This window comes from Candidatus Edwardsbacteria bacterium RifOxyA12_full_54_48, assembly GCA_001777915.1.
GTDB lineage: Bacteria > Edwardsbacteria > AC1 > AC1 > EtOH8 > UBA2226.
Genome location: MFFN01000007.1, coordinates 14,544 through 31,555, shown reverse-complemented (window position 1 = coordinate 31,555; position 17,012 = coordinate 14,544). Strand labels below are relative to the sequence as shown.

10 protein-coding genes are annotated in these 17,012 nt (G+C 55.2%); 2 read left to right on the top strand and 8 right to left on the bottom strand.

Annotated elements, in window-relative coordinates:
- Positions 1-3,144 (bottom strand): hypothetical protein, encoded by a 3,144-nt coding sequence (locus A2273_11750; GenBank protein ID OGF06556.1) that lies wholly within the window; start codon positions 3,142-3,144, stop codon positions 1-3.
- Positions 3,145-3,562: 418 nt separating this feature from the next.
- Here A2273_11750 and A2273_11745 point away from each other — a divergent pair, with 418 nt between their 5' ends.
- Both A2273_11745 and A2273_11740 read left to right on the top strand, forming a co-directional pair.
- Entirely contained in the window at positions 3,563-7,261 is a 3,699-nt protein-coding gene (locus A2273_11745; protein OGF06555.1) for a hypothetical protein, read from the top strand.
- Positions 7,251-8,912 carry a hypothetical protein gene (locus tag A2273_11740; protein OGF06554.1) on the top strand — a complete coding sequence of 554 codons (1,662 nt, stop codon included), beginning with the start codon at positions 7,251-7,253 and terminating at the stop codon, positions 8,910-8,912. The genes A2273_11745 and A2273_11740 overlap by 11 nt, the downstream gene beginning before the upstream one ends.
- A gap of 49 nt (positions 8,913-8,961) precedes the next feature.
- Here the strand turns inward: A2273_11740 and A2273_11735 are convergent, their stop codons facing one another.
- The 7 genes from A2273_11735 to A2273_11705 form a co-directional block, all read right to left on the bottom strand.
- Positions 8,962-9,459: a hypothetical protein gene (locus A2273_11735; protein ID OGF06637.1), complete on the bottom strand. Its 498-nt coding sequence runs from the start codon at positions 9,457-9,459 to the stop codon at positions 8,962-8,964.
- Between the two features lie 203 nt (positions 9,460-9,662).
- Positions 9,663-10,478 (bottom strand): hypothetical protein, encoded by an 816-nt coding sequence (locus A2273_11730; GenBank protein ID OGF06553.1) that lies wholly within the window; start codon positions 10,476-10,478, stop codon positions 9,663-9,665.
- Positions 10,479-10,481: 3 nt separating this feature from the next.
- Positions 10,482-11,165 carry a hypothetical protein gene (locus tag A2273_11725; protein OGF06552.1) on the bottom strand — a complete coding sequence of 228 codons (684 nt, stop codon included), beginning with the start codon at positions 11,163-11,165 and terminating at the stop codon, positions 10,482-10,484.
- Positions 11,166-11,184: 19 nt separating this feature from the next.
- Entirely contained in the window at positions 11,185-11,958 is a 774-nt protein-coding gene (locus A2273_11720; GenBank protein ID OGF06551.1) for a hypothetical protein, read from the bottom strand.
- 1 nt (position 11,959) lies between these two features.
- A complete protein-coding gene (locus tag A2273_11715) occupies positions 11,960-12,733 on the bottom strand; it encodes a hypothetical protein (GenBank protein OGF06636.1) in 774 nt (257 codons plus the stop codon).
- Positions 12,734-12,903: 170 nt separating this feature from the next.
- A complete protein-coding gene (locus A2273_11710) occupies positions 12,904-14,406 on the bottom strand; it encodes a hypothetical protein (protein OGF06550.1) in 1,503 nt (500 codons plus the stop codon).
- 49 nt (positions 14,407-14,455) lie between these two features.
- The gene (locus tag A2273_11705) at positions 14,456-16,276 is read right to left on the bottom strand and encodes a hypothetical protein (GenBank protein ID OGF06549.1); all 1,821 of its coding nucleotides are present in this window, start codon (positions 16,274-16,276) and stop codon (positions 14,456-14,458) included.
- Between the last annotated feature and the right edge of the window lie 736 nt (positions 16,277-17,012).

Sequence of the window (17,012 nt, the reverse complement as noted above, 5' to 3'; positions counted from 1 at the left end):
TTATTTGACCAGCACCATTTTTTTGGCGTGGTTGAACTCGCCGCAGGCCAGCTTATAGATATATACTCCGTCAGCCACCTTCCTTCCGGCATCATCCTTGGCGTCCCACATGGCCTGATGATATCCGGAATTATGCTGCCCCGAGGCCAGGGTTCTGACCAGCTGTCCGTTGAGATTGTAGATCTTCAGGGAAACAGCGCCCGGCTTCTCCAATTGGAAGGCGATCAGGGTTTTATATCTGACCGGATTGGGGGCGTTCTGGAACAGCTGGTTGGATAGCGGCATCCCCTGCGGATTGAGCCTGGTCTCCAATTCATTCTCATTGATCGGGCTGCTCCAGGCCGCCGGCGGGGTGAACAGCGCCGCCGAATTGGCCGCGGCGGTGGCCGCCACGCCCAGCGTGCCGCCCTGGTTCTCCACCCCCGAAGCATAGGTCTCGGTGGTGATGCCACCCCACTGGATCTTGATCTTGCCGTCGGGGGTCAGGATCATCTGGAAGGTTTGCAGGCTGGTGTTGGAGTAGTTCTTGACGGCGTTGAATGACACCACGAATTTGGTGGCCGAAGAGTAGTAGGTGATGGTTCCGCCGCCCGATACGTTAAGGTCCCTCCACAAGCCGGCGATCAGGGCGTTGGGGGCCGCAGTGTTGGGGATGGCGGCCGGAGTGTAGGCGGTGGAGCTGGTGCCGAAATTGAGGAACCCGTTGGAACAGATGTTGACGGTGGTATAGCTGGTGCCGTAGAAGTTGAAGGCAAAACCGATGGACTTGCTGACGCTCTGGTCGTCCCCGGTCAGGCCGGTGGCCGTGGTGGCCGAGGCATCCCAGCTGTAGGTGGCGGTGCTCTTGGTGTAATTTGCGGTGGTTCCGCCGCTGGAGCCGCCCTTGATGTACTCATCCCACACCGTGCTGGAGGCGATGGGCAGGCTGTTGTAGGCGGTATCGTAATTGGAGCCGTCGATCTTGCAGTGATAGACCGCGATGCCCCGGGCATTGGCGTAGGTGGAGGAGTTCTTGTACAGTTTGACCGCCGAGGTCACCGCGCTGATGACGTTGTCGCAGGCGGTGGTCAGGGTGGGCCGGGTGGTGATGGCGGCCTTGACCTTGGCGGCGAAGTCGGACAGATCTATGTGATATGAAAAATAGCTGGTGGAGAACTTGAGGGTATTGTTAAGCGCCGTGCTGATGCTGGCGCCCAGGCCGGCCCCCCGGGTCGCCATCAGCTCGGTGGCCAGGGTGTTGACCTTGGTGGTCAGATTGGAGATCAGGGTCAGGTCCACCACCGACAGGGTCGATTGAGTGGTGCCGTTGATGATGGCTTTGCCCATGTCAATGGCGCTGGTGGTGGGGGTGGTGTTCATGACGTTCAGCCAGGTGGTGTAATACCAGCCGGCGGCCCCCTCGGTCTCCTCGGAGACGTTGGCCACGTTGGCGTAATTGCGGGATATGTCCAGCACCTCCCACATGCCCATCAGGCAGGCATCCCAGCCGATATGGTCCAGGTTCCGGCCCAGGGCGGTCTTGATCTGGGCCATGGCGCTGGCGAATTCGCCGTTGGCTATGCCGATCACCGAACCGTGAGAGTCGTCGTTGGAGAAGCCCTTGATGGGGCTGGCATCGGTCTTGTACCAGCCGTCGCCGTGATCCCACATAACCAGGGAATAGCGGTTGGCCGGGTAGTTCTGGATGGCCCAGGTGGCAAAGTTGACCAGGGTGGTGGGACTGCCCATGTCCACCTCGCCCAGGTCCGATATCTGGTAGGCCGCAGTGGGGGTCATCCCGCTGGCGATCTTGAAACGCTTGCAGCCGGTCCAATTCTCATAGGTGGTGGCGTAGCCCGAGGCCCGGTCCATCTGAACGATGACGTTGATCTTGCCCGAACTGTATGAGGCGGCGGCCATCTCCAGAAAATCGTTGATCCCGTCGGTCTCCAGGTTGTTGTCGGCGTTCAGGTAGATCATGACGGTCCATTCAGCTCCGCCGGTGCTGGCTGCCGCCTGGTTGACGGTGATGGTCTTGGAGGTCTGGCCGGTCGCGGCCACAGTGACCGTGGCGCTTCGCGCCGCACCGGTGTTGGCCGAGGCCGTCATGGTGAAGCTGCCCGGGGTATTGCCGCTGGCGGCCGAGGTGGTCAGCCAAGTGGCGTTGTCGGACACCGTGTAGGCGATCACGCTGCCGCTCGTGCCGCTGTTGGTCACGCTGACTGCCGAGCTGGTCCCGCCCGCCGCCACCGGCGCCCACGAGGTCGTGTTGATCGCCAGAATCGTTGTCGGGGTGGTCCCGCCGCTCACCGAGATCAGCAATGAGTAGTTGCCGGTGCCGCTGTATTCGTAGGCCCGGCAATACCAGTAGCCGGTAGTGGTGGCGGTGTAGACAATGGAGTCAACCAAGCCGGTTCCCTGGGTGCTGGCGCCAACCTGGGTCTGCGATGTGTTATGCAGATAGAGGTCGTAGTCGGCCGTTGAGGGCGGGGTTACTTTTAGTTTGATTACCTGGCCCGCGGTAACGTTAAACTTGTAATAGTCGTTTCGATCAGTGGCATCCAAATAACAGCCGGTCCACGAACCCGGATTTACCGTGGTAGCGGTGGCTATGGTGTTGCCGGCATCGGTGCCAGTCCCGGCATCATTCTGGGTAACGGTGGCCGCTGTCCCGGTAAGGACCACGTCATCGATGTACACCCCGGTGTTCTGGACGCTGCCGTCGGAGTTGAAATAAAATCGGACCTGGGTGGCGGTGTTGGGAATGCTGACCGACTGCTGGGCCCAAGACTGATAGCTGCCGGCCCTCTGCCAGGCGGTGGTCCAGGTGCTGCCCACCAGGTACTGCACCCGGATATAGTCGTAGCCGCTCTCGCTGTACTGCCAGATGTAGAATTTCAGGGCGACGTTGCTATATCCCGATAGGCTGACCGTTTTGGTTATATAATTGTTCTGGTTGGCCCCGTAAGGACTGACATTGTCGCACATGGCGCTGTAGGATGAACTGTAATACTTGGTGGAGGTCTTGGTCCAGCCACCGGTGGTGGGCGAAAGCGTCCAACCCGTGGGGAAGCCGGTCATGTTGTCTGAGAAGATGGTGGTCTGGGCTGATGCCAATCCGGCCAGAATAATGACGGCCGCTACCAGTAAACCTACCTTTTTCATTTGTACTACCCCTTTTTGATGTTATTATTGTTATGTCAGAATATAAGCATTTTTCATACCAGAATTAATTTTACTTTTTTAACTTATTATATAACAATAGCTTGAATATTATGATATATTGACGATTGATTCTGTCGCCACCATAATATGTATCATTTTGTTTCATTTTTCATATTAATGATATCGTACAATTTGGATTTCAATCAAAGTATAATTCTATTTTATTGTATTACAATGTATTAACAATAATTTATATGCATCATTTTGTTACGCATATAAATTACTTGGTATTGATATTTTAAATTTAAAATGAAAACAAATTCGATAAAACTGAAATAGTAAAGTTTACTTAAAATAATTATTGCATTTGCCAAGTTTTTATGATAAACTGAAAATCGAATCGTATCTTTTTGTTACAATGAATATATTGCCTTCGGGACATATCATCGCCAATAAGTATCTGACCCTGGAGCTGTTGGGGCAGGGATCCTTCAGTCAGGTCTACAAGGCAAAGGACCTGACTGATGATAAAATATATGCCGTCAAAATATTTCCCGGCAATCTGGTAGATATAAATGCCGCCAGCCATGAGTTTCAGGTCCTGTCCGAGTTGGCCCATCCCAACCTAGCCCGGGTCTACAGCTATGAGTCATACCAGGGCAACTGTTGTCTGGTGATGGAATTCATCCCGGGGCCGGACATCCTGGCAGCCTGCCAGGGGCTGGCCATCGAGGAACGATGCCTGCTGACGGCCCAGCTGTGCGATGCCCTGGAGTATATACACAGCCGCAGGATAATCCACCTGGACGTCAAGCCCAGCAATATACTTACCGACGGGAACGGATCGGTAAAACTGCTTGACTTCGGGCAGGCCAGCTATGCCGCCAACGCGACTTCGCGCAGAACCGGCACCCCGGCCTACATATCCCCCGAGGTGATAGCCGGGCAGGCCGCCGACGGACGGTCCGACCTTTACTCTCTAGGTGTCCTGATGTTCCAGATGTTCGCCGGACGCCTCCCCTTCGAGTCCAGTGGTGCCAAGGAACTGGCCCGCAAGCACCTATCCCAGCCGCCTCCTCTCCCCTCGTCTTTCAACCGCTCGCTCCCCAAACCCATAGATTCCCTGATCCTCCGGCTGTTGAACAAGGACCCCGCCCTGCGCCCCTTATCGGCCGGCGAGGTGTCGGAACAGTTATCATTGCTAGCGGGGGCACAGCCCGGGCGGGCGGTGACGGGCAGAACCAGCTTCATCTTCAAAAGCAAGATGGTGGGCAGGGACAAGGAGCTGAGTGAGCTCCGCCAGGCCCTGAACAACGCAGTGGGGGGACAGGGCGGCTGCCTTTTTGTCTCGGGGGAGACCGGCATCGGCCGGACCAAGCTGCTAAACGAATTCGCCCTCCAGGCCCAGATCTCCGAATGCCAGGTGATATGGGCCCGCTGTTATGAGGAACAAAGCGCAGCTTTTGACATAATTCTCCAGATCATCCGGCAGCTGCTGCCACTGGCCCAGGGCTGCTGCCACCAGGCCTTAACCGAATACGGGCCCCTGCTGGCCGAGATCTGTCCGGCCCTGGCCGCTCTCCCCGAGATCCGTGACCTGCCACCCGCCCCACTGCTGCCGGCCGGTGAGAAACACCTGCGCCGGCTGGATGCCATCTCCCAGTTCATCATCCGAACCTTGGAATCTTCGCCCTCCGCCGCTGCCGCCCTGCTCCTGGAGAGCATTCAATGGATCGACCGGGAAAGCCTGGAGGCGATTTGTTACCTGGTACGCAATGTCCCTAAATATAGGGTACTGCTGGTGGGCAGCTCCCGCAGCGATGACCTTCCCCCCGGCCATCATCTGCTCCAGGCCATCGAAAGCCTGACCGTCGAGAACCTGGCGGAGCAGATCTTCCTCAAGAGGCTGGGGCAGGGTGAGGCCGCCGAGCTTCTGGCCAATGTCCTCCCCGGAATTCAAAGCTACCGGCCGTTGCTGGACAGAATAGCCGCCCAGGCCGAGGGCAATCCCCTGCTGATAGAGGAATCGGTGCAGCAACTGCTGGACCAGGGGCTGGTGGTCAAGCGCCGGGGGCAGTGGCAGCCGGCCATCCGCGATCTGGAGAGGATCAACCTGCCCGGCAGCCTCTCCAAAGCCATGGAGTCCAAGCTGAACAACCTGAGCGCCTCCCAACTGGCAATGGTCCAGGCCATGTCGGTGATGGAACGGCCGTCGTCCCTGGATGAAATTGCCGCCTTGTCAGGCGCGGCAACACCCCAAGTCTCCCTGGATCTGACAGACCTCATCAACCGGAGCCTGCTGGCCGCAATCCATGGTCCGGATGGCCGCCAGCTATACGGTCTTAATCACTCGGCCATAGCCAAGATGGTGTATCAATCGCTTTCTCCCCAGGCCGCCAAAACCCTTCACCGGCGGGCCGCCGAAATGATGGAGCAGGAAGGCCGGAGCTCTTTGCAGGACCTATCTTCCCTGGCCCGGCACTGGGAGATGGCTGGCCGCCCGAAGAAGTCTAGAGAATACCATCTTAGGGCCGGGGAGACCCTGTTCGAGTATTCCAAGGGCCAGGCCATCTTCCATTTCGAGAAGGCCCTGACTCAGGGCCCCAACGATGCGGCATCCATGGAGAGGCTGCAAAAGCTCTACTACCTCTCCGGAGAGTATTCTCGGGCCCTCAAGCTGGCCCGGGAGTTATTCGAACAGAGAGGGCCCTCGCCCGACCTGTTCTACAAGCTGGGACGCTGCCAAGAGAGACTGGGGAACTACGATGACTCTATGGAGTATTTCCGACAGGGCCTGGCCGTTGCCGGCAACAACCCGGAGGCCACCGCCCGCCTGATGGGAGCCATGGCCGTCACCTGCCTAAGCCGGGGGGAATACCGCACCGCGGAACGGACCTGCCTTGATGCGTTGAAGATACTCCCCGAGGGGGGACGGGGAGCAGTGGAGGCCGGGCTGTACAACACCCTGGGGCAGGCCTACTGGCATCTGGCCGAGTGGGGCCAGGCCCTCTCGGCCCATAGACAAAGCCTGGCAATCAAGGAGCGGGAGGGCAGCCTCTACGGTATTGCCGCCAGCTACAACAATCTGGGTTTGGTATATTACAGGATGTACGACTGGGACCGCTCGGCCGAATGCCACCAGAAGAGCTTTGCCATCAGGGAAAAGATAGGCGATATCAGCGGATTGGCCCGTTCCTACAACAACCTGGCCCTGATCTACCGCCACCTATACGACTGGGAGAAGGCCCTGGATTACCACGGCAAGTGCCTGCAGACCATGGAGCGCATTGGAGCCAGCTTCGAGACCGCCGTCTCTCTGATAAACATAGGACTGATACACAAAGCCCGGGGAGAGTGGGACCAGGCCCTCTGGAACTACAACCGAGCCATCCAGCTGGCGGTCAACATCGGGGCCCGGGATGTGATGCAGGATGCCTTCATCCGCAAGGCCGAGTTCTACCTATCGCTGGGCAGTTTAAAGGACGCCGATCTCTTCTGCCAGAAATCGCTGGACCTGGCCCGGGAGTTGGGTCGGCTGGAGACCGGCCGGGCGGTCAATCTGTCGGGCCGGATTGCCCATATGCGCCATCAGTGGGCAAAGGCCAAGGATGACCTGAGCAAGGCCCGGGAGATATTCTCCGAACTGGACATCAAGGCCGGCGAGGCTTACATTTTAAAGAACCTGGCCGACCTGCATCGGGAGCTGGGCCAGTTGGAGGAATCCTCCGCCCTGGCCGATAAATCGCTAAGCCTGGCCCAGCGGGTGGAGGAACAGCAGCTGGCAGCCGAGGCGATGCTGCTGAAGGGGGAGCTGCTGGAGCTGAAGGGGCTGGAGGGCCTAAAATACCTAGAGTGGGCACTGGAGATCGCCGGGCGGGTCAACATCGCCGAAACCACCTGGCCCATCCTGTCGGCCATCGCCCGCTACTGGGCCAGGCAGAAGAGATACCGCCCGGCCCTGGAGAACTACCAAAAGGCCCTGCAGCTGATAAAACAGGCCCTGGCCAACATCAGCCAGCCGGACCTCAAGACCGCCTATGTCCTATCCCCTGTCCGGCGCAGGCTGTTCAAGGAGATCAAGCGTCTGAAGCAGGAGGTACTGTCCATTGCAGGATAATCGCAGAATCAATAATGTCGAAAATTTGGTGGCCGAAGCCGAGCTGGACCTGGCTGCCGCGGCCCAGGCCCTGGAGGAGATGCAGGGCCGGACCGGCAGTCTGGGACAGGATGCAGCCGCCCTGAGCCTGTTGTTGGAGGTCTCCCGCAAGATCAGCCGGGTGTTGAACCAGGACCAGCTGCTGGACACCATCATGGATTCGGTGATGGAGCTGACCGGGGCCTCGCGGGGCTTTTTGATGCTGTATGACCAGAGCGGGAAATTGAACATTACGGTCACCCGGGCCGGCCCCAACCAGGCCTGGGACAAGGACGACCTTCGCTTCAGCCGCACCATAACCGAAAAGGTCATCACCACCGGACAGCCCCTGTGGCTTAAGGACATCAGCCAGGATCCGGAGTTCAACCAGGCCGCCTCGGTGGCCGACCTCCAGCTCCGTTCATCGATGTGCGTTCCCCTGTTAGCCGGGCAGGCCCAGCAACGCAAAGCCATAGGCGTCATCTATGTGGACAGCCAGCGGATCCAGGAGACCTTCAGCCATCACGATCTGGACCTGCTGGCCGCCCTGGCCGCCCAGGCGGCCATATCCATAGAAAATGCCCGGCTGGTGGAGGGCATCAAAACCCTGGAGGAGGAGAAGCGGCTGCGGCTGGAGAGGGAAAACCTGTCCCTGCAGCAACTGTTGGACGGTCGGAGCGACCTGCTGGGGCAGTGCCCGGCCATGGATGGTGTCTTCTCCATCATCCGGCGGGTGGCCGGCTCCGAGGTCAATCTGCTGCTGTTGGGGGAGTCGGGCACCGGAAAGACCCTGGTGGCCAGGGAGATCCATGACTTAAGCCAGCGCAAGGAAAAACCCTTCATCGTTATCGACTGCGGCTCCATTCCGGAAAATCTTCTGGAATCGGAATTGTTCGGCTATGAGAAGGGGGCCTTTACCGGAGCCTTTGCCCGCAAGATGGGGAAATTTGAGATGGCCAACGGCGGAACCGTTTTTCTGGATGAGATCGGGGAGATGGCCCTGCCCCTGCAGATCAAGCTGCTACGGGCCATCCAGGAGGGGGTGATCGAGCACCTGGGGGGCCGGGAGCAGATCCGGGTGGATGTCCGGATCATTGCCGCCACCAACCACGACCTGGAGCAGGAGGTAGCCAAGGGAATATTCCGCAAGGATCTCTACTATCGGCTTAACATCATCACCCTGGAGCTCCCCCCCCTAAGGGACCGGGGCAGCGATATTTTACTGCTGGCCGAATCCTCTCTGAAAAAATTCTCCCTCAAACATAAAAAAGAAGCAGCCCGCTTCAGCCCTGAAGCCAAATTCTCTCTTATGGGATATCAGTGGCCGGGAAACATTCGGGAGCTGGAGCACAAGATCGAGCGGGCGGTGATCATGTGTGACGACCGGCTGATCGAGCCGGACCATTTGGGATTGCTGGCCTCTCCCCAGGCAGAAACGGAACCCGGCAACCTGAAGGAGGCTAAAAGGAAACTGGAAAGACAGCATCTTTCCCAGGCCCTGGCAGCCAACCGGTGGGATATCACCTCTTCAGCCAGGCAGTTGGGCATCACCCGCCAGCAGGTATATCGGCTGATAGGACGTTATAAAATGAAACCGCCCGGCGAAAATAAGCCAGACGGCAAAGATCAATAAAGAACGGGGGCTCGAGCTTTTGGCTCGGCCCCCGTTCTTTTAGATCCAACTATTGTTTTATGCTGATGCTCTTGATGGTGATATTCTTGGTGGGACGGTCCCGCATATCGCGGGGCTGTTTGGCGATGAGATCCACCACCTCCAGGCCCTTGACCACCTTGCCGAAGGGGATGAAGCCCATCTGGTCCAGCCGGGCGCATTGGTCGTCCAGATTGATGAAAAACTGGGCGTCGGACTGGGAGTCTATCGGCTGGACCCGCGAGGAGGAAGCCATGGAGATGGTTCCGCGAAGGTTGGACTTCTGGCGCGGCTCGGCCGACATCTGCTCCCCGCCATAGCCGTCGTTATTGGGATCGCCGTCCTTTGATAAGGGATCTCCGCCCTGGATCACAAAACCGGGGACCAGCCGGTGGAAGGTGGTCCCGTCGAACGACCGGGCCAAAGTCTTGCTGACGAAATTCAGAACGGTCTGGGGGGCGTCCTTGGGAAACAGCTCTATCTCTATCTGGCCGAAATCGGTATCCAGAACCACCACCGATTTCTCCATGATCCTCTTGACGTCGGGCTGGGCCTGGGATTCAGCCGGAACTTGGCTCTGCAGGCTTTCCATCTCCTCCTTTTTGCAGGAGATGAAAGCTGCCAGCGAAAGACCTACCATGATGGTCAATATTTTTTTCATAATATCCTCCGTTTAATATTAAGATGCCCCGAACCAAAATTTCAGTTCGGGGCAATATGGTAAACTGGTATTTACTGGTTGATCTTAAAGGTAACCGGCCACATCACCCAGACCCGGACCGGTTTGCCGCCCGGGGCCACGGCCGGAGTGAAGATACATTGTTTCCCGGCTTCCACGGCCGCTTCGTCCAACGACACGTTTCCGGAGCTTTTGGCCACCACGGCCATTTTGACGTGCCCGTCGAAATCGATCAGAAGCTGCAGGTATACCTTTCCTTCGATGCCGGCTTTTTTGACGATATCCGGATATTCCGCTTTGCCGGCCTTCACAATCTCGGGGGCCCTGTCCACTGCCACATATGCCGCCTGATCGGGGATCACGTCCTCCACCTGCAGATTGCTGGCGCCGGATGCTCCTTCGCTAGTGGCCATACCGGCCGACATGGCTCCCAGTTCGGACTGGGTATAGGCGGCTTCGTCCACCGCCTTGTCGTCGGCCACCGGTTTGGGAACGCCCATGGTGGGGGCTGCGGCCACCGCGGCCGATGCCACCTGCACCTGCTCCACGGTGGAACTGCTTAAAGAGGGCGGCGCGCCCAGCTGGCTGTAGGTGATCCTGACCATCGGGGCCTCCGGTATCGGCCGGTGGGCCTCTATATATGCATTGACCGCAAAATAAGAGAGCCCTCCCAGCACCAGCAACAGCATAAAGGACAGCGATATCAGCATGCCCTTTTTGAGGTGCAGGGGGATCAATACCTTGGATTGTTTGACACCAAAACCCAGGGATGAGTATTCCCGGGACTGGACGGTTAACACCAACCAGGCTAGGATCAGCCCTACCAAAGTGCCGGCCACCGGAAAGAAGATATTGATGTTACTGTTCATGTTCTACTTTCCCCCTTTCGCGGTTGCGGCGGCCTTTTTCTTGGCTTCCTCGATGGCCTTCAGATGATCCTCGGTCTGCTCCACGATGGCAAAACGGGCGATCTGGTTCTGCTGGATGGCATCCATCACCGCCACCACCTTGTCGTAGCTGCTCTCCCGATTCACCTGCACCAGCACCGTCAGGCGGCAGATCTTCTCGTCCCGGACCATATCCAGGCTGTCGCGGATCTCCCGGGGTATCCTTTTACCCTTGTTATCGGCCATGAATTTGCCGTACTTGTCCAGGAAATCCGGGCCCGATTCGTAATAGACCTGGGTGCGGCCGTCGATGTGGGCCGGCATCTTCTTGATATTGGCCAGTTTGCTGTTCAGCATCAGGGAATCCAGCGATTCCACCGCCACCAAGGCCGGAACATCAAAACCGATATTCTGCAAAATGGTGCCGTCCTTCATGATATTCACCGAAAGCACATTGGATTGAGCCACGTCCATGCTTTCCTCTTTCGCAGTCTCCGGCGGCAGGGTTATCTCGATGGCCTGGGGTTCCTTGAACCGGGTGGTGGTCATGAAGAATATCACCAGCAGGAAGCCGATGTCCACCATCGGGGTCATGTCCAGGACTATATTGGGCCGGCCTTTGCGTTTGCGTAATCCGCCTTTTTTCTTGCCGCTTTCTTGGGGCCCCATATCTACTGCGCCCATGCCATCACCTCCCTTCTTCGCCAAACATCGGTTTGGCATCCGCTTTAAGGTTGGTCACCAGGGAAAACCTTAACATGTTGACGTCTTTTTTCTGCAGGATGCTGGTCAGGTCAAGCATCTTTCCCGACAGGCAATTCTTGTCCACCATCAGGACCATCATCAGTTTGGGGTTGCGCATGCGCTCCTCGACCACCGTCATGGCGACATTTCCCAACAGCAGCGGCTGAGCCGCGTCCTTGCCGGTGGCATACCATATCATCATGCTGTCAACCCGGGCGGTATACTGCTCCGGAGTCAAAGAAGCTATCTCCTGTCTGGCCCACTGGTTGATGAAATTATCCTTCCTCTGCACCTCGCGAATGGCCAATTCGGCCGCCCGGCCCCTGGTCAGGGGTTTGCCGGGAGCGGAGGCGATCTCCTTGAGCAGATCCTCCGAAGCCGATGGCAGCAAGGTCCCGCCCATGCCCCTCAGAGCCGCCACGGTCACATTGGGATCGGCCGTAGCCTCCTTGATATTGGCGATCAGGGCCAGCAGGTTGGTCGGCCCGACGCTGTCGGCCAGGGCCGCGGCCTTCTCCGGAGCCAGCACGTTGATGACCATGACATTGGCCTCGGGAACCTTTAGGGGCGAACGCGAATCTGGCAGCATGACCTCCACCGTCACCGGGGGACGGGCATGATAGGTGGACATGAAGAAGATGACCAGCAGAAAGGCGATGTCAACCATCGGGGTCATATCCAGGACGATCCTGGCCCGACGTTTCATCTTTGCTGACATCTTATTTTTCTCCTATCGTCAAAAGTTGCTGCATCTCGTAAATGGCCTCGTCGGTGCCGAACTGGAACAGGGAGACCTTGTTCATGAAATAGTTGTTGGCCACGATGCCGCCGATGCCGTTGAACAACCCGCCGGCGGTGTTGATCAGGGCCTCGGAGATGCCGCGGGCCAGCTCGGAGGCATCCGGGGCGCCGGCATGGGCCATGGCCTGGAAGGCGCGGATCATGCCGAGGGTGGTGCCCAGCAGGCCCACCATGGTCCCGATGGAGGCGATGGTGGTCAGCATTATCAGGTTGCGCTCCAACAGCGGGGTCTCCAGCATGTTGGCCTCTTCGATGGCCCGGAGCAACTCGGCGCTTTTCTTGTCGGGCGTGAGGTTCTCATTCTGCAGGGCCAGATATTTCTCCAGTCCGGCCCTCAGAACGTTGGCGGTGGAGCCTCTTTGGGCGTTGCAGGCGGCGATGGCCCCGGTGACGTTGCCGGCCCTCAGCAGTTCCCGGAATTCCTCCATGAAGACCGTCAGGTTCTTGGCACCGCGGGCCCGGCCGATGGTCAGGCTGCGCTCGATGATATAGGTGAACAACAGCACCAGCAGGAATACCAGGATGATCACCACCGGGCCTCCGGCCTGTATATACTCCGGAAGGGTCTTATAGATCACAAATGATACTGCCAGCCCGATGACGTAAAGTATCAGGGTCACCAATCCGATCTTCTTGGTGCGGGCCAGGGCGATGCCCAACCCAGCGGCTACGATAGCCGGGACGACTCCCATGATCAAAATTTTGACGATCATCGGAGCATTCATCAGTCCGTTCAACATTGTTTTAAACTACCTCCTGTGCTTTTTGGTTTTTATTGGGCTTCTCAAAATTGAGAGCCGGTTAATTGAATTTACCCGTTTCCTAATATTCAAAGCCGTAATAAATATTAAGGCCGCTATATCTACCAGACCTCCACCTTGGGTTTAAGGGCGGCCAGAACCTCCTTGGCGATTTTATTGGCCGGATCTATCTTTAGAATGGCATTGGCTTCGGCCGAAGCCTTGTTTTTAAAGGCCTTCTCGTTAAATTTGTTGAAAATATACAGATAATGCTGGGACAGGGCTTCCATGGCCGGAATGGCCTCTTTGACGGGTTTGGTATTATTTCCCATCTTCAGGGCCCTGGCCTGCAGGAAGGCGTTGATGGCCTTTTCGTAAATGACCCGGACCTCGGCCTTGGAAGCCTTGCTGGCCTGACCCTTCAATGAATAGCTGTAGCCCATGTTCATCAAAGCGCCAAAAGCAGTTGCCGGGTTCTTTTCGATTCGTTTCAGGTACCACTGTATGGCCTCATCATAATATCCGGCATAGTAATAAGCATTGCCCATATCGTAATAGGTGTCCTCCACCTTGGAGGGGTCCAACTCCATCCTTTTTTGGTAGGCGTTGATCGCCGCATCGAACATCAGCTTGGAATTTGCGGTATCCTTGTTGGCCGAATAAGCGCTGCCGGCCCGGATATAGACCCTGGCGGCCTCGTACCAGCGGGTGGGATCCCCCGGCGACAGCTCCAGTGATTTACTGAAGGACCGGGCCGATTCAATATAATTCTTGACCTCATACTGCAAAGATCCCAGAAGATACCAGACTCCGTCGTTCTCAGGGTCCATCTTGGTGACCTTTTGGGCCTCGATGATGGCCGGCTGGATCAGGGCGGTGTCCTTCTGCATCTGATAAGCCTTGGCCAGCATATAGTGGCCGGCGGCGTCCTTGGGCGACAGCTCGGTGTATTTTTTAAAATATCTGGAGGCCTCGGCATATTTGCCGCTCTGAAAGTAGGCGCTGCCCAGGTCCAGATTGACGTCGGTGAAATCGGGGTTGAGTTTGATGGCCAGCAGATACTCGGCCATGGCCTGGTTGTAGTTTCGCTGGCGGAAATAGAGGTTGGCCAGACCGTTATGAGCGCTGGCATTGTTGGGATCCATCTGCAGCACCTGGCGGAAGACCTCCCCGGCCTCGTTCAGCTGCCCCTTGTCCAGATAAACCTTGCCCAGCCGGTATTTGAGGTCCACGTCATTGGGCTTCTTGACCAGCAGTTCCTTGATCAGGGCCTCGGCCTCGTCCAGCTTCCCGGCCTTATGGTAGGTAACGGCCAGCTCGGTCACCGCCTGGGGGTATTTCAGATCCCGGGCCGTTTTGAACTCGGCGATGGCCTCATCGAACATCTTCCGTTCGACATAGATCTGTCCCAGGCGGTAGTGGGCTTCTTTGAGCTTGAATTTCCGCTGGATGGCCTGACGGTATAGGTCGATGGCCTGGTCGAAATCGCCCTGATCGTCTGCAGTGATTCCCTGCTTCAGGAGATCCTCAGCCTTGGGCTTTCCCGCCTGGGAGGTGGTGGCGCAGCCGATTAGGCACAGCACCAAAGCTATCAGAACAAAATCGGTGATCTTCAATAACTTCATATCAGAATTTCCTCATTACATAATTAAAAATGTGGCTGTTGGGAATTATTTACCTGATCACTACCATCTTCTTGGTGGCTTTAAAATCGCCAGCTTCTAATCTGTAGAAATACACACCATTGGCTGTTGTTTTGCCGGTATTATCTCTACCACCCCAGGCTACATTATAATATCCTGGTTGCTGTTCCTGCGAAACCAAGGTTTTTACCACTTGCCCCAAGGTGTTGTAGATTTTCAGGTTGACTTTCCCCGGCTGGGCTAATTGATATTTGATGGCCGTTTTGCCGGTATTGGGGTTGGGGTAGTTCTGCATCAGCTCATAGCTGTATACATTAACTGTCTTGCTGGTGCTTTCGGCGATGTCTTCGGAGGTTTTACCGTCGCAATCCCGGTCATATTCATAGAGAGCTATAACCGAACAAACCGCATATTCACCAATAATTTTGGCTATCGTTACCTCTATCTGCCCATCTTTTATACAACTATTGGGAATCCAATGTTCTTCGGTAACAACCGTTTTGGGCTCAATATTGGATTTTGCATTAAAGGTTTTGTCTACTGATAGCGTTTGTTTAATGGCTTTATCAAATTCATGATAATATGTAACTTTAATTCTGTAGCGTTTGTTTTTATCCAGATTTTGGAAATTATATTTAAGCATTGATGGGTGATAATCTACAGTAAAACCAGGATGCAATCCATAGTAAAACGTGCCTTTTTTCTGGATAGTAAAATTGCCCGCTTCTTCGGTTCCCAAGTCTACATAGAAACATGGCACCGGATCAACAGACATTGGGTAGGCTTTTACTAATGGCGCGGCAATTGCCTTAGAGCCTTTTGCTGGCATTTCCTCGGTCCAAAGCACATACAACTTGGACTTGGGCCAGCCCTGTTTAAAAGCTATAGACGGATAACGGGAAATGCCACCCTGTGCGCCGGAAAGGTTTTGGGTATGAATAGACCAGCCGTTATCATATTCTGCATTCCATATCAAATCATAATCGCTGCCATTTACATTTTTACTGTATACATACTGCCCCGCAGCCGCCACAACCGGGAAGTCGGCATTCAAGGAATCGGGGTATGATATTATTTCTTTATCCGACCACCCCGTTAATCCTTTGGTCTTTTTAACTACTTGATAAATATTTGGCGCTATTTCTTCTTGCCACACTACCGTGGTTTTATCGCCATAAGTGTCAACTATGGGGTGAATGCCGTTATCACCCATCTCGAAAAATTCGCTGTTGTCTTTATAATAAACCTTGCCGGAATGGCTCCAGGCAATCTTCAAGTTTCCGGCTTTATCCAAGGCCAGTGACGGCGATTTGAAAGCGTCGGCGCCGCCCTGATCAATTGGGGTTGGAGATAGATTTGCAGAAGTTGAGGGATTATAGGTAGCGATCAACACCGAAGAACCGGTAGCGCCTTCGTCTACCCAGCCCAGATATGAATTATTGGTGTTTTGATCCAGAACGTAGGAAAGGTAGGATATTTCCGAACCCTCGGGGCCGGTGTAAATAAGTTGCGGTTCTTCAAATGCGCCGCTTGCCTTTTTTGTGCTGTAGAGGCGATTGCCGTTATTCCAGCAAATAGTGGGCATGTTCGCGGCCGTTATTTCTATGGCCGGGCGTTTGCCAATACCCACGGCAGTCGGGGTTGACCAAGTTTCGCAATCATCTATGGACGATGAATAATACACGCTGTCACTGATAGCAAAAACAGAATGTATTTTGCCGGCATTATCCACCACTATTTTCTTGCCATTGGAATAGGCCGTGGCCTCGGAAGTGTTGGTTTCAGCAACGACTGGGTCGTTGGGATTGGGTGGGTATACCGTAATTGAACTCGAGATTGGCCCCTCTACCATGCCAACCACAACACCGCCTTCCCAAATATTGTAGACCCATTTTGCCGTATATGTTCTTGGCAATGATACTGCTTCATTTAATATATTTGCACTATAATATGTGCCGCAATCAATAATGCTACTATTATAAACACGGCCTGCCCATAAAAATTCACAATACCTTGGTTTATATTTAGCTTGGTCGGCATAGGGTTTGTTAACATTTGATGCAAGACGAACATCCGGCAACTCGGCTTTTGAAGATGAAGAAACGACGCTACCCGAAATTGTCGGCACAGCAAAAATTGAACCTATGGTAAAAGTCGGGCTAATAGTTTCAGCGCTATAGCCCATAGCATCATAAGCACTTACTTTAATTTTGCAATTTTTTGATTCAACATCCGGCACTGTCCAGTTGAACCAATTGTAATTCAATATCGGATTAGCGCCGGAAATTGCCGTCCAGTTATAACCGCCGTCAATAGAATAATACAAAAAGCAATTTTTTATACCGTTTGTCCCGCCAATATTATCTGTTGCGTACCATTGGATTCTATATTGGCGACTTTTTATAAAATAGCTGCCAGAACTGGGATAATTTATTGCTACCGTTGGAGCTGTGTTATCGGTTGGCCAGGTCCATGAATAAGGCACACTGTAGGGGGGGCCATAATAAGCAGTATAGCCTGCATAATTATTTCGCCACGTTTCTTGCCAAGCTGGTCCTTTCGGTGAACGTTGACCAACATCAAACGTC

Excerpts from the sequence above, each read along its gene's own strand:
- A2273_11745 (OGF06555.1), top strand. The coding sequence starts at position 3,563 with ATGAATATATTGCCTTCGGGACATATCATCGCCAATAAGTATCTGACC.
- A2273_11735 (OGF06637.1), bottom strand. The coding sequence starts at position 9,459 with ATGGAGAAATCGGTGGTGGTTCTGGATACCGATTTCGGCCAGATAGAG.
- A2273_11725 (OGF06552.1), bottom strand. The coding sequence starts at position 11,165 with ATGGGGCCCCAAGAAAGCGGCAAGAAAAAAGGCGGATTACGCAAACGC.
- A2273_11715 (OGF06636.1), bottom strand. The coding sequence starts at position 12,733 with ATGGGAGTCGTCCCGGCTATCGTAGCCGCTGGGTTGGGCATCGCCCTG.
- A2273_11705 (OGF06549.1), bottom strand. The coding sequence starts at position 16,276 with ATGGTAGAGGGGCCAATCTCGAGTTCAATTACGGTATACCCACCCAAT.
- A2273_11750 (OGF06556.1), bottom strand. The coding sequence starts at position 3,144 with ATGAAAAAGGTAGGTTTACTGGTAGCGGCCGTCATTATTCTGGCCGGA.
- A2273_11730 (OGF06553.1), bottom strand. The coding sequence starts at position 10,478 with ATGAACAGTAACATCAATATCTTCTTTCCGGTGGCCGGCACTTTGGTA.
- A2273_11720 (OGF06551.1), bottom strand. The coding sequence starts at position 11,958 with ATGTCAGCAAAGATGAAACGTCGGGCCAGGATCGTCCTGGATATGACC.
- A2273_11710 (OGF06550.1), bottom strand. The coding sequence starts at position 14,406 with ATGAAGTTATTGAAGATCACCGATTTTGTTCTGATAGCTTTGGTGCTG.